Genomic DNA, 13,325 nt, shown 5'->3' on the forward strand with positions numbered 1-13,325 from the left:
TAATAGCTCATTTTTTTGACGAATAGCTAATAATCAGTACCTTTGCACCCACTAAAAAATTCTTATTCATACCGTAATATGAAACTATCACAGTTCAAATTCGATCTCCCTTTAAACCTGATCGCACAGCACCCTTCCAAGACAAGAGATGAATCACGCTTAATGGTGGTAAATCGCACTACCGGAAAAATTGAACACAAGGTATTCAAGGATATCCTGGGTTATTTCAATGACAAGGATGTGATGATTGTCAACAACACCAAAGTGTTTCCGGCAAGGTTGTATGGCCGTAAGGAGAAGACTGGAGCAAAAATTGAGGTTTTCCTGCTGCGTGAGCTGAACAAGCAGAATCGTCTGTGGGACGTAATTGTTGACCCGGCACGTAAAATCCGCGTAGGCAACAAGTTGTATTTTGGTGACGATGAGTCACTGGTGGCAGAAGTAATTGATAATACTACTTCCAGAGGCCGTACCATCCGTTTTTTATTTGAGGGCAACGATGAGGAGTTCAAACAGGTGCTGGACACGCTGGGTGAAACACCGCTGCCTAAGTATATTAAGCGTAAACCGGAAGAAGAAGACAAAGAGCGTTATCAAACCGTGTACGCCAAGTACGAGGGCGCTGTAGCGGCACCTACTGCTGGTCTGCACTTTAGCCGCGAGCTGATCAAACGCCTGGAGATTAAAGGGGTGAAATTTGCAGAAGTAACACTGCACACCGGTTTGGGCACTTTCCGTCCGATTGAGGTGGAAGATCTGAGCAAACACAAAATGGATGCTGAGTATTTCCACATCGAGGAGCATGCGGTAAAAGTGGTGAACAAAGCGAAGGAAGAAAACCGCAGGATCTGCGCCATTGGTACTACTTCCGTACGTGCCGTGGAATCTTCCGTGACTGCGCAGAACCACCTGAAAGCAGCGGAAGGCTGGACCAACACCTTTATCCACCCGCCGTATGATTTCGCTATTCCGAATGCACTGGTGACCAACTTCCACCTGCCCAAAACCAGCTTGCTGATCATGGTTTGCGCCTTTGCAGGTTATGATCTGATCATGGAAGCTTATCAGCAGGCCATCAAGGAAAAATACCGTTTCTTCAGCTATGGCGACGCCATGTTGATTATCTGATAAACGACGGCTTACAAGTTTATTCACTGCGGATGCCTGAGAGAAGAGTGATTGAAATGTATATTTCGCACTGGTCTTCCCTCAGGCATCCGCGATTTTTACCGGGTAGTATGAATACCTTTTATGGGCAATAGAAAAAAAACAGCCATCATTGTTGCAGGCGGCTCCGGTACCAGGATGCAGAGCGCCATACCCAAACAGTTTATGGACCTTGCGGGCAAACCGGTGTTATACCATACCATTACCGCATTCACTACTGCTTATCAGGACATGGAGATTGTGCTGGTGCTGCCGGAGCAGCATATCAGTTACGCCAATAACCTGCTGCAGGCTTTCGATAATATTCCGGCCATTACGCTGGTGAAGGGAGGGGAAACCCGTTTCCATTCCGTAAAGAACGGGCTGCAGCATATTAAGGGCGATGCGGTGGTTTTTGTGCATGACGGGGTGCGGCCGCTGGTATCGCCGGCGTTGGTCCGTACCTGTTATGAAGCTGCGTTGAGCCATGGTAGCGCTGTTCCGGTGATAGATATGAAAGACAGTATCCGGGAAGTAAACGGAGAAAATAACAGGGCGGTGGACCGGGGGCGTTTCCGTATTGTACAGACGCCGCAGACTTTTGTGTCATCGTTGCTGTTACCGGCTTTTGAGCAGCCTTATGATCCGTTGTTTACCGATGAAGCTACGGTAGTGGAGCATTTTGGTCATTTTATACACCTGGTGGAAGGGGAGGAGGCGAACCTGAAGATCACGAAGCCGCTGGACCTGTTGATGGCGAAAGCTTTCCTGGATTTACGCGGGTAGTGTCACGCCAAGCTTTATAAGAGAGCAAAGCGTGCGAAGACAATAACTATAATTATCAGGAGCGCAAAGAAAAGCAAAGGAGCGGAGGTCAAATTTGATCTCCGCTCCTTTGCTTTTTTTATTTTTCTTTCAAAATCTTTGCGCTCCTGGCTTACTTCGCGTCTTTGCGAGAGATCTTTTGCAGGATCTGGTGGGCGACGTCGAGCGCCTGCAGGCCATCGATGGCGTTTACGGCCACGGGTTTATTATGGAGGATGGCGTCGCGGAACAGTTCCAGTTCCATCCGGATGGCGTTGGACTGTTTTACTTCCGGGTTATCGATAGCGATGGTTTTTTTGCCGCTGTTGGTTTCGATATCGAGGGTAAAGAGGCCTTCGTCTTCCGGTGTTTTCAGCTTGATGATTTCAGATTTTTTATCGAGGAAGTCGATACCGATGTAGGCATCTTTCTGGAAGAGGCGCATTTTGCGCATCTTTTTCAGGGAGATGCGGCTGGAGGTGAGGTTGGCCACGCAGCCGTTATGGAACTCGATGCGTACGTTGGCGATATCGGGGGTATCGCTCATGACAGCCACGCCGCTGGCGGATATACGGCTGACGGTGGATTTAACGATGCTGAGTACGATGTCGATATCGTGGATCATGAGATCGAGGATCACGCTTACGTCGGTACCGCGCGGATTGAATTCGGCGAGGCGGTGTACCTCGATGAACATGGGCTTCAGGTCATAGCCTTTCAGGGCGAGGAAGGCGGGGTTGAAGCGTTCCACATGGCCTACCTGGAATTTGATGTTGGCTTCATCCACCAGTTTTACCAGTGTTTTGGCTTCTTCCATGGTGTTGGTCATGGGTTTCTCCACGAAAATATGTTTACCGTTGCGGATGGCCAGTTCACATAATTTATAATGGAGGGTGGTAGGCGCTACGATGTCGATGGCGTCTACGGCCAGTATCAGTTCTTCCGCTGTGGTGTACCGGGGAATATTGTATTGTTCTGCCACGCTGGCGGCGTTGGCATCGCTGGGGTCATAGAAGCCTGTAACTTCCACGTCTTTCATGGTTGAAAGCTGGGAGAGGTGAATTTTACCGAGATGTCCTACCCCGAAGATTCCTATTTTGAGCATATTGGATCGTAATAAATAAATGCGAAAGTAAATACATTTGGTTATTTTTTGATTTTTATATCACACCTTCTTCCACGAGGCTGCAGTAGCCTGTTTCAGACACGATAATATGGTCCAGTACGTCTATGTCAAAGAGCTGGCCTTGTTCCTTTATTTTCAGGGTGATGCGGATATCGGCCTGGCTGGGGCGCAGGCTGCCGGAGGGGTGGTTGTGGCAGAGCAGCAGTTTGGAGGCGCCGGCTTCCAGGGCGTCGCGGAAGATGAGGCGGGTATCTACCACGGTGCTGGTCATGCCGCCGGTGCTGATACAGCGGTATTGCAGCACTTTGTTGGCGTGGTTGAGGAACATGACGTAGAATGTTTCGAAGGAGTGGTCTGCCAGGAGGGGTTTAAAGAACAGGGCGGCATCTGCGCCGGCGCGGATAACGGTTTTTTTATGGATGGGGCTTGCCTGGCGGCGGCGGGCCAGTTCCATGGCGGCCAGCACGGTAACGGCTTTGGCGCGGCCCATGCCTTTGAGCTTTTGCAGTTTCCGGACGCTGATCCGGCCCAGTTCCGGCAGGTTGTGATGTGCCAGCTGCAATACTTCCCGGGCCAGGTCCAGGGCAGACTTGTTTTTATGGCCGGTATGCAGGAGGATGGCCAGCAGTTCGGTGTCTGTGAGGGTGCCGGCGCCGTGCTGCAGCAGTTTTTCCCTTGGTTTTTCGGCATCCGCCCATTGACGGATGGCCACATGGGGGTGTGGTTTCGGGCTAACAAACATATGTCATCGCATTTCTTCGAATTTCGCGAAAAATCACTGGAAAAAAAATTCCCCTCCCCGGTTTCTTTTTCTGAAAAAATAGATCAAAACCAGTGTAATAAATTAATTTCTAATGGATTAAATTTAAAAATTATTTAAAATCTAGTTTTTGATCGAAAAAAAATCACGCCGGTAGCCCTAAAAAATCATAGTTTTGCCACCTCTTTTCTACCAGTATGCAACCTTCAGTAAAAATCTTCACAGGCAACAGTAATCCGGCATTGGCTGAGAAAATTGCCAAAAGATACGGCAACGGACTCAACAGCCTCGGAAAGTTAAAAATTCAGAAGTTCAGTGATGGCGAGTTTCAGCCCGTTTTCCTGGAAAGTATCCGTGGTGACTATGTTTTCCTGGTGCAGGGCACCAATGCCCCGTCAGACAACCTGATGGAGCTGCTGCTGATGATTGACGCGGCAAAACGCGCATCAGCAGGGTATATCACGGCGGTAATCCCGTATTTCGGGTTTGCCCGTCAGGACAGGAAAGACAAGCCAAGGGTGGCAATCGGATCTAAACTGGTGGCCAACCTGCTCACCTCCGCGGGAGCTAACAGGGTGATTACCATGGATTTACATGCTCCGCAGATCCAGGCTTTCTTCGACATCCCGGTAGATCACCTGGACAGTTCTGCTATTTTTATTCCTTATATTGAGCAATTAAAGCTGGAAAATCTTACCTTTGCGTCCCCTGACGTGGGCAGCACCAACCGGGTGCGCGAAGTGGCGTCCTACTTCAATGCTGAGATGGTGATTTGCGACAAACACCGCAAAAGAGCCAACGAAATAGCATCCATGGTGGTGATCGGTGACGTGAAAGACAGGGACATTGTGCTCATTGACGATATCTGCGATACTGCCGGCACGCTGTCAAAAGCGGCCAACCTGCTGAAGGAAAAAGGCGCCAGAAGCGTTCGCGCTTTCTGTACCCATCCGGTGTTCAGCGGTAAAGCATATGAAAACATCGAAAACTCCGTACTGGAAGAAATAGTGGTTTGTGATACCATTCCCATCCGCCCGGAAAGCTCGAAAATCAAAGTAGTGTCTGTGGCAGACCTGTTTGCGGTAGCTATCCGCAACATGCACGAAAACAAGTCTATTACCAGCCTGTTCGTGCACAGTCACCGCAAACAATAACAACGTATTTTTATAATTTATATAAACTGTTTAAACAATGAAAACAATAACCATCGAAGGACAACTCAGGAGCGAATTCGGCAAAAAAGCCACCCGCCAGATCCGTTCTGAGGAACAAGTGCCTTGTGTTATTTACGGGGGTGCGGAAACTGTTAATTTTGCAGCTCCTGCCAAAGCATTCAAAACCCTGGTGTACACTGCAGCTTTCCAGATCGCAGAAATTAAACTGGGCGCTAAAACTTACAAATGCGTACTGAAAGACATGCAGTTCGACGTTGTGACAGATGAACTGGCACACATCGACTTCATGGAGCTGGTTGAAGACAAAAAAGTGTCTGTAACCCTGCCGATCAAACTGGTTGGTTCTTCTGTAGGTGTTAAAGCCGGTGGTAAACTGGTAAGCAAACTGAAAGCGCTGAAAGTAAAAGCACTGCCTAAGCACCTGGTGGAGAGCATCGAAGTAAACATCGAGAACCTCGAACTGAATGGCAACATCCGCGTTGAAGACGTGAAAGTAGACGGTATCGAAATCACCAACTCTCCGCGTATTCCTATCGCTTCTGTGGTAATGACCCGTCAGCTGCGTCAGGAAGAATCTGCTGCTGAAAAAGACGCTAAAAAGAAATAATCTTTTAGAAATATTTTTCAAAAAAGCCTCTCTACTTGTAGAGGGGCTTTTTAATTTTGAAACATATGAAATACCTGATCGCCGGTTTGGGCAACATTGGACAGGAATACCGTCATACCCGTCACAATATTGGTTTTGACGTGGTGGACGCTTTTGTGGCCAAACATAACAGCAGCTTCGATAACGACCGGCTGGCGGAGGTGGCGGAATGTAAGTGGAAAGGTAAAACGTTTATCGTGATCAAACCCACCACCTATATGAACCTCAGTGGCCGTGCTGTCAAATACTGGATGGACAAGGAAAAGATCGCCCTGGAAAACCTGCTGGTGATCATGGACGAACTGGCGCTTCCGCTGGATGTGCTCCGTTTACGCCCCGGCGGCAGCGATGCCGGCCACAACGGACTGAAAAGCATACAGGAGTCACTGGGCACCAATCAATACCCCCGCCTGCGTTTCGGCATCGGTAACGATTACGCCAAAGGACGACAGGCCGATTTTGTACTGGGTAAATGGAAACCAACAGAAGTGGCCGTAGTGCAACAGAAAATCAACGCCTGCTGCGATATCATCGAAAGTTTCGCGGGCATTGGACTGGCCCGCACCATGAATGAGTATAACAAGATGACCTTTCCGCTGTAAAGTAAATTTGCAAATCTGACCGCTATCTGCTTAATTTATCATCTAAAACTCACGCATTATGAAAATTATTTGCGTAGGCAGGAACTATGCCGACCATGCCAAAGAACTGAAGAACGAGGTGCCCACGGAGCCGGTGTTGTTCATGAAACCCAAGAACGCCCTGCTGCAAAATGGCCACCCTTTTTATTATCCGGAGTTTACCACCAACCTGCACTACGAATGTGAACTCGTATTGCGCGTCAGCAAAAACGGCAAACATATTCAGGAAAAATTCGCAGATAAATATTACGATAAGATTTCTGTGGGGATCGATTTTACGGCGCGCGACTTACAGGATAAACAAAAAGCCAAAGGCCTGCCCTGGGAAATCGCCAAAGCCTTTGATAACTCCGCCATCGTGGGCTCTTTTATCCCCATCACACCGGAGATGGACAAGAAGGACATCAACTTCTGCCTGTATAAAAACAAAACACTGGTACAACAGGGTAATACCAAAGATCTCCTGTTCTCTTTCGACTTTCTCGTTTCCTATATTTCCAAATTCTTTACCCTTAACATTGGCGACCTGATCTTTACCGGCACGCCTGTGGGAGTGGGCCCAACCACTATCGGGGACACCTTTGAGGCTTTTATCGAAAACGACAGCCTGCTGGAGTTTGCCGTTAAATGATTTTTTGATTTTTTGATTTTGGGATTTAGAGATTTAGAGATTTGACATGCAGCGAAGATCAAATGGGATAACAAAACATGGTCTTCCGCTTTCTTAAATCCCAAAATCCCAAAATCCCAAATCAAAAAATCAGACTTTCGTAGGGATATTGTTATAGATCGTGTCCAGTATCCTGGTCAACTCCGCATAATCCGCTTCTGTCAGCGATTTCCAGCCTGTCTTCCGCATTTCATGTACCAGCGGCTTCACCGCTTTGTATTTTTCCGTTCCGTCCGGCGTCAGCTGCAGATATATTTTCCGCCGGTCATACGTGTCCGCTTCCCGCTTTACCAGCCCTTTTTTTACCAATAGCTCAATAATACGGGAGATGGTGGTAATATCCTTGGAGGTATTACGGGCCAGCTCGTTATGGGTTGTTTTTTTATGCTTGTACAGATTCTCTACCAGCAACCACTGGTCCACCGTGATGTCCATCTGGCGGGAATCAAACATTTTCTGCCAATAATTGCGCAGTTTTTTCAGGGTCGCATCCAGCTTAAAAAAAGAGGGATTATTGATAAAAGTATCAGCCATAATGATTAATTTGCAATAGCAACAGTTGTTATAGCAACTATTTTGCCGGAACCACCATCGTCATCACCAAAACAGTTTTACGTGTTTAAAGATAGTACAAGCGTTTCAACTTTAAAAGCCGGTACTAACGGCCAGCACGGGAAGAGGAGCGAGCTGGCGGAGTTACTGGCGGCCTACCGCTGGATGTGCCAGGCGGGCCGCATGGCAGACACCTATGAAGCCAACCGGGCGATATGCAAATATGTACATTCCACCTCCCGGGGGCATGAGGCCATACAGATAGCCACCGGCATGCAGCTGCAGCCATGGGACTTTGCCAGTCCGTATTACCGCGACGAGAGCATGCTGCTGGCCATGGGCTTTGAGCCCTATGAGCTGATGCTGCAGCTACTGGCCAAAGCAGACGATCCTTTTTCCGGCGGCAGGTCTTACTACAACCACCCCAGCAGCCGGCGGGCCGACAAGCCCCGGATCCCCCACCAGAGCAGCGCTACCGGTATGCAGGTAATACCCGCCACAGGGATGGCGCAGGGGGTGCAGTATCTCGAAACCATTCATGCACAGCTGTCCACAGGCCCCAACGGCGAATTGCCGGTAGTGCTTTGTTCACTGGGCGACGGCAGTGTGACGGAGGGAGAAGTCAGCGAAGCATTCCAGTTTGCCGTGCTGAAACAACTGCCGGTCATCTATCTCATACAGGACAATGACTGGGGCATCTCGGTTACCGCCGCGGAAGCCCGCGCCATGGACGCCTATGAATACGCCGCCGGCTTCAAAGGGCTGGAGCGTATGCGGGTGGACGGCAGCGACTTCACCGCCAGCTACGCCGCCATGGAAACGGCTATCGGTTATGTACGGCAGGAACGCAAGCCTATCCTGGTACAGGCCAAAGTGCCGCTGCTGGGACACCACACCTCCGGCGTACGGAAAGAATGGTACCGCACGGCGGAAGACCTGGAAAAACATGCGGCCAACGACCCGGTGCCCAAACTGCGGGCGCTGTTGCTGAAACATGGCGTAACGGAAGCTGCGCTGCAGGAAATAGAACAGACAGCAGCGGAAGATATAGAAGCGGCCTTCACAGCGGCGGTAAAAGCGGCAGAACCGGCCCCTGAAACGGTGCTGGAGCATATGTTTGCACCCACCCCCGTTACGCAGGAAGCGGGAACGCGTACCCCCGCCAACGGTAATAAAGTGGTGATGGTAGACGCAGCGCTGCACGCAGTGGAAGAAATCATGCAGCAGTACCCCGAAGCTATCTTTTTCGGGCAGGACGTAGGTAAACGCCTGGGAGGCGTATTCCGCGAAGCGGCTACGCTCGGCGATAAATTCGGCGACCACCGGGTGTATAACACGGCCATCCAGGAAGCCTATATCATTGGCGCAACGGCAGGCCTGTCGGCCACCGGCGTAAAACCCATCGTGGAAATACAGTTTGCGGACTATATCTATCCGGGATTTAATCAGCTGGTCACAGAGATCTCCAAATCCTGCTACCTGAGCCAGGGTAAATTCCCGGTGCAGACGCTCATCAGGGTACCTATCGGCGCCTATGGCGGCGGAGGCCCTTACCATTCCGGCAGTATTGAATCCACCCTGCTGAGCATTAAAGGCATTAAAGTGGTGTATCCTTCCAATGCAGCCGATATGAAAGGCCTGCTCAAAGCAGCATTCCTGGACCCTAACCCGGTCGTGATGCTGGAGCATAAAGGGCTTTACTGGAGCAAGGTGCCCGGCACCCAGGAGGCCATGACGATAGAACCGGCGGCAGACTATGTGCTGCCACTGGGTAAAGCCAATGTGATATTGCAGGCGCACCCGAAAGATGTACAACGCGGAGAGTCTGTCTGCATCATCACCTACGGCATGGGCGTATACTGGGCCAAAGCGGCAGCCCGTGCATTTCCGGGGAACGTGGAGATTGTGGACCTCCGCACCCTCTTTCCGCTGGATGAAGAACTGGTATTCCAGACCGTTCGTAAACATGGTAAATGCCTGCTGCTGACAGAAGAACAGCTGAACAATTCCTTTACGCAGGCGCTGGCCGGCCGTATTCAGAAAGAATGTTTCAGACAGCTGGACGCCCCGGTGCATATGCTGGGTGCGCTGGACCTGCCTGCCGTGGCGCTCAACACCGGCCTGGAAGCGGCTATGCTGCCCAACGCCGCCAAGGTGGAGGCCATGATAAAGGCATTAATGTCCTACTGAAAACCAGCCGATACCTTATGTAAAAGGCCCTGTCAGCGTCCTGACAGGGCCTCTCTCTTTTTTATCGTGAAAGGATAGTACTGGGTGCTTACCAGTAACCGGTAAAGCCGATAGTAGGTTTGTCTGCGCTTTTGAAAGTAACCAGGACGCCCCCCGGATCTTCAAGATAACCCAAAGCGATGCGGTTGGAAGACAGCATATCTGTCAGCGCCTTGGCCTGCGTTTTTACCAGGTTACCATTACCGCCCGGTGTATCGTTGGCGAATGGCTGCATGACAAAGGTGTAGATGCCGTCCGTCGTTTTGGTGTACTTAAAGGTGAATTTGCCAACGTAGGCGCCAAAGTAAATATTCATGTTTAAAATGCCCTGTGTCCTGAAATCCATCACTAGTTTGGATACTGGAAGTCCGATAGCCTTGAATTTACCGGCCACGTCATTCCATATAGCCATGAAATCGGTAGACCAGTCAGGCAGCGGCAGTAAGTCAGGGGCCGGTACCGTCAACTGCGCAGGGATCTCACTGCCAAGAATGTAGTGAAGTGGGATCACAGGTACGGCCGTGCGCTCCAGGTATACCTTGTTTTTGTTGATCAGTGCATAAAAGTTATTGGCGGTGGCATCCCAATCAAGTGTGGATATGGGCTGATTGCCTATCCATACAGGATGATGGAGGGCGATACCTGTCAACGTATAGGCGTAACCGGTGCCGGAAGATACTCTGGTAGTATTGTTCAGAAAAGCAAGACCGCTGATTTTGCTATCGGTATTGAAGAAAATAAAAGCCTGTGCATTGCCTGGTTTGATCGCCAGGAACCCGGGCTGGTTGAAAAAGTCAGTGGCAGTGGCGATAGCTGTTTCCAGTTTCCCGGCGGTATAATCGGCTTTCACCTGTGCACCGGCTTTTACCAGCTTCAGTTCGTCGCTGTATTTATTACCGGTCAGTACCAGCGTATCTCCGTTGACATAACGGAACGCATAGGCGGTGTCAACGCCCCTGTTGGCCGTCAGTTTGATGTCTGCCAGCTGGGAACCTTCGTGGAAGCTGAGCGTGGGATTGACGGTTTGTGTAATGCCCACGGTGAAACGGCTTTTGGAAGGTGTGACGGCAGCATTGGCATCGAGGTCGGTATACAGGGTTACTTCACCTTTGCCATTGTCGAGCTGGAAGTATACGCTGAAAAGTTCACTGCCATCACGGGGCGTAAGCGTACCTACCCAGCCGTTGGGAGCAGCGCCCAGTACTGTTTTGAAGGAGTCGAGCTGTTGGGAGGGATCGCCGTAGGACTTCTCCACCGCAAGGCTGGTGGTATCGTCTTTCCGGCAGGATGCCAGTACAGCGGCGCAGAGCAATGTATATAATGCGAGTTTTTTCATTTGAAGGGATTGCAGATGAAGAATTATTTAAGTGAACCGCCCATGATGAAGGTCGGATCGTCTACCCCGATCAGCTGTGCCATCTGGCTGTTGCCCGGCATAGAGAAATAGTCTACCCGGTATTTCCCGATCGCCAGTTTATCGAGGATCGGTTTCATGGCGGGGTAGATGATGGTGGGTATTTCTCCTTTGATGTCCTGCATGGTAAAGCTGAACACGCCGTCTTTTGATTTGGCGTAATCAAAGATGTACATGCCGCTGAAAGTGTTGGCGTTTTGGGTGACTTTCACCTGTATGCCTATCAGTTTTGATTCTGTATCAAAGAGGATGTCCAGGCCTGCCAGCTGCAGGTTAGGGAATCCGAGATTGGGCATCCTGGTTTTGGCGGCAGTCCACAGTGCTTTGTAAGCAGGAGAGAAGGCGCCCTGGGTGGCGTCGGAGGTCTGGATCTGATCATAACCAACGCCTAACAGCAGGTGCAAGGCGAAAAGCGGGCTGTTTGATGTCTGCAGCCCGGTGTTCTTACCATTGCTTTTCAGGTACATTACCTGTTGGGCGGCATCAAAGAATACTTCCTGGTAGCTGTTGTTGTTGATCGTAAAAGGTTTTTTGGTAAAGAAACCTGTTAGCGTATAGGCGAGATTGTTAGTTTCTGTTTTTAGCTCGCCGTCTTGCTCATATACCAGTGAAAAGCTTCTGCCACTGGGGTTTATAACGGTTTGTACCTTTTTGCCGTCGCCGGTGGTGGCATACAGGTTGGGATGGCCGGCCACGTAGTTACTGATGGCGTCGCGGATGCTGTTGAGCCCCCCTGCTTTATAGGCTGTCTCTTCTGCAGCGCTGGCTCTCACCAGCACCATTTTGCTCTGTTTGGCGTTGCCGGTAAGGAATACGGTATCGTTACGGGTGGAGTCGTAGCCAAATTCGAAGTCGGAATCATAGCCTTTGCCTGGCAGCCCGCCGAATACTTTCCTGTCCGGATCTGCCAGCAGATGGAGATAGTTGTAGGTATCGAAGACCAGTGAGGGACGTTGCTGCGCTCCCATACGATAGGAGCTTTCTGCCAGGTCCTGGCCGGTGGCTTGTGTCAGGTCGCCCAGCATATTTACCCGGTTGTTTTCCCCGAATTTGAAATAAAAGCCGAAGCCCATCCCGCCGTCGGGGAACAGGTATGCTTTCCAGCCGTTGGCCCCGCCGGTGAGTTGTTGTTTGTAGGCGGTGAGCGTGGCGTTCATCCGTTCTTCCGGCTTGGTGCCAAATAGGGAACCGTCATTGTCTTTCCGGCATGATGCAGCGAGTATGCATAACAACGTGCCTGCGATTATATATTTTTTCATATATCCGTTGTAGTTATAAAACCTGTTCATAAAAAAAACTATCTGATCGCTTCTGCGATAGCAGTAGATGTTTTCAGCTGCAGGCTGTCGAAATTTATTTTCCAGCTGTTCTGAAAATAATTTCTGACGATATCCGCTTTCCGGTGCAGCATCTCTTTACCCACGGTGGTCTGGGACTGGTTGACGATGTTTTCAAAGCCGTCTTTGCCTTCTGTCAGCATGGTAGACACCATCTCCACAAAATCTTCATCTGCCTTGGCACGGGCATAGGGAGTGATGAAGCCGAGGTCCAGTGCTTCCTGGTCGGTAGTATTGTTCCAGGTGCCGGTGTAGCCGCCGGGCGTAAGGGCTTTGTATTCCCTGGGGTAGAAGATGGTTTGGTGCAGGATATGAGCAAATTCATGGTGGATGGTATGCAGCATGAATTTTACAAATGCTTCGTTCTTCTGGTTGAAGTCGTTGAGACGCAGTAACTGTATTGTTTTACCGCCTTCGGCTTCCCCGAGCGTGATGGTCCCGTTGGAGTTGTATTGCGGGCTACCCACCAGTATCATTTGTTTGGGGCTGTACTTCAGGAAGAAGGGCAGACCGGCTTCTTTGATATAAGGCGTTATCCAGGTTTTATGTATCAGGTCCATGACCGGTATCACCAGTGGTTCTTTTACCGGCACGAGGGTCTTACTGGTGGAAACCGCGTAGGGGTCCCATTTGTATTTCACCTCTATGTTATAAGGTTTGGTGTAGTTGGTGGTGAGCCAATTGTCGAGCGCAGTAGGCTGCTGGTAGTTGTCCGGGAACAGGCTGGAGATGTCCAGGTCTTCTTTTTTGCTGCAGCCGGACAGGATGGTGATCAGTCCTGCTACCAGTATGGGAAGGATATATTGACGTTTCATATATACAAGT

Annotated in this window: 13 protein-coding genes; 7 read left to right on the top strand and 6 right to left on the bottom strand. The window is 50.1% G+C overall.

The genetic code is table 11. The features are described 5' to 3' along the window. Nucleotides 1–78: 78 nt before the first annotated feature. Both queA and B5D63_RS00635 read left to right on the top strand, forming a co-directional pair. Nucleotides 79–1,128, top strand: coding sequence for a tRNA preQ1(34) S-adenosylmethionine ribosyltransferase-isomerase QueA (gene queA, locus B5D63_RS00630; RefSeq protein ID WP_078666859.1), 1,050 nt, complete (start codon nt 79–81; stop codon nt 1,126–1,128). Nucleotides 1,129–1,251: 123 nt separating this feature from the next. After that, nucleotides 1,252–1,932, top strand: a complete 681-nt coding sequence (locus tag B5D63_RS00635; protein WP_078666860.1) for a 2-C-methyl-D-erythritol 4-phosphate cytidylyltransferase — start codon at nt 1,252–1,254, stop codon at nt 1,930–1,932. A gap of 151 nt (nt 1,933–2,083) precedes the next feature. Here the strand turns inward: B5D63_RS00635 and B5D63_RS00640 are convergent, their stop codons facing one another. Then, on the bottom strand, nt 2,084–3,055 hold the full coding sequence (locus tag B5D63_RS00640) for a Gfo/Idh/MocA family protein (RefSeq protein WP_078666861.1): 972 nt from the start codon (nt 3,053–3,055) through the stop codon (nt 2,084–2,086). Between the two features lie 55 nt (nt 3,056–3,110). Then, nucleotides 3,111–3,818 carry a RadC family protein gene (gene radC, locus B5D63_RS00645; protein WP_078666862.1) on the bottom strand — a complete coding sequence of 236 codons (708 nt, stop codon included), beginning with the start codon at nt 3,816–3,818 and terminating at the stop codon, nt 3,111–3,113. A 215-nt stretch (nt 3,819–4,033) separates the two neighbouring features. Here radC and B5D63_RS00650 point away from each other — a divergent pair, with 215 nt between their 5' ends. The 4 genes from B5D63_RS00650 (at nt 4,034) to B5D63_RS00665 (ending at nt 6,929) form a co-directional block, all read left to right on the top strand. Next, entirely contained in the window at nt 4,034–4,990 is a 957-nt protein-coding gene (locus tag B5D63_RS00650; protein ID WP_078666863.1) for a ribose-phosphate pyrophosphokinase, read from the top strand. 37 nt (nt 4,991–5,027) lie between these two features. Then, nucleotides 5,028–5,618 (top strand): 50S ribosomal protein L25, encoded by a 591-nt coding sequence (locus B5D63_RS00655; protein WP_078666864.1) that lies wholly within the window; start codon nt 5,028–5,030, stop codon nt 5,616–5,618. Nucleotides 5,619–5,683: 65 nt separating this feature from the next. Continuing rightward, entirely contained in the window at nt 5,684–6,259 is a 576-nt protein-coding gene (gene pth, locus B5D63_RS00660; protein WP_078668481.1) for an aminoacyl-tRNA hydrolase, read from the top strand. 58 nt (nt 6,260–6,317) lie between these two features. Further along, entirely contained in the window at nt 6,318–6,929 is a 612-nt protein-coding gene (locus tag B5D63_RS00665; protein ID WP_078666865.1) for a fumarylacetoacetate hydrolase family protein, read from the top strand. Nucleotides 6,930–7,058: 129 nt separating this feature from the next. Here B5D63_RS00665 and B5D63_RS00670 read toward each other — a convergent pair whose 3' ends face one another. Then, nucleotides 7,059–7,502 (bottom strand): MarR family winged helix-turn-helix transcriptional regulator, encoded by a 444-nt coding sequence (locus B5D63_RS00670; protein WP_078666866.1) that lies wholly within the window; start codon nt 7,500–7,502, stop codon nt 7,059–7,061. Nucleotides 7,503–7,583: 81 nt separating this feature from the next. Between B5D63_RS00670 and B5D63_RS00675 the strand changes: the two genes are divergently transcribed. Beyond that, entirely contained in the window at nt 7,584–9,710 is a 2,127-nt protein-coding gene (locus tag B5D63_RS00675; protein WP_235021433.1) for an alpha-ketoacid dehydrogenase subunit alpha/beta, read from the top strand. An 88-nt stretch (nt 9,711–9,798) separates the two neighbouring features. Here the strand turns inward: B5D63_RS00675 and B5D63_RS00680 are convergent, their stop codons facing one another. Genes B5D63_RS00680 through B5D63_RS00690 form a run of 3 tightly spaced genes read right to left on the bottom strand, consistent with a single transcriptional unit; the run spans nt 9,799 to nt 13,315 of the window. Then, complete coding sequence (locus B5D63_RS00680; RefSeq protein WP_078666867.1) at nt 9,799–11,085, bottom strand: DUF4302 domain-containing protein; 1,287 nt, start codon at nt 11,083–11,085, stop codon at nt 9,799–9,801. Nucleotides 11,086–11,108: 23 nt separating this feature from the next. Beyond that, nucleotides 11,109–12,422, bottom strand: a complete 1,314-nt coding sequence (locus B5D63_RS00685) for a DUF4302 domain-containing protein (RefSeq protein WP_159455841.1) — start codon at nt 12,420–12,422, stop codon at nt 11,109–11,111. A gap of 38 nt (nt 12,423–12,460) precedes the next feature. Further along, on the bottom strand, nt 12,461–13,315 hold the full coding sequence (locus B5D63_RS00690; protein ID WP_078666869.1) for a zinc-binding metallopeptidase: 855 nt from the start codon (nt 13,313–13,315) through the stop codon (nt 12,461–12,463). Between the last annotated feature and the right edge of the window lie 10 nt (nt 13,316–13,325).

The organism is Chitinophaga eiseniae (genome assembly GCF_900167135.1).
Taxonomy (GTDB): Bacteria; Bacteroidota; Bacteroidia; order Chitinophagales; family Chitinophagaceae; genus Chitinophaga; species Chitinophaga eiseniae.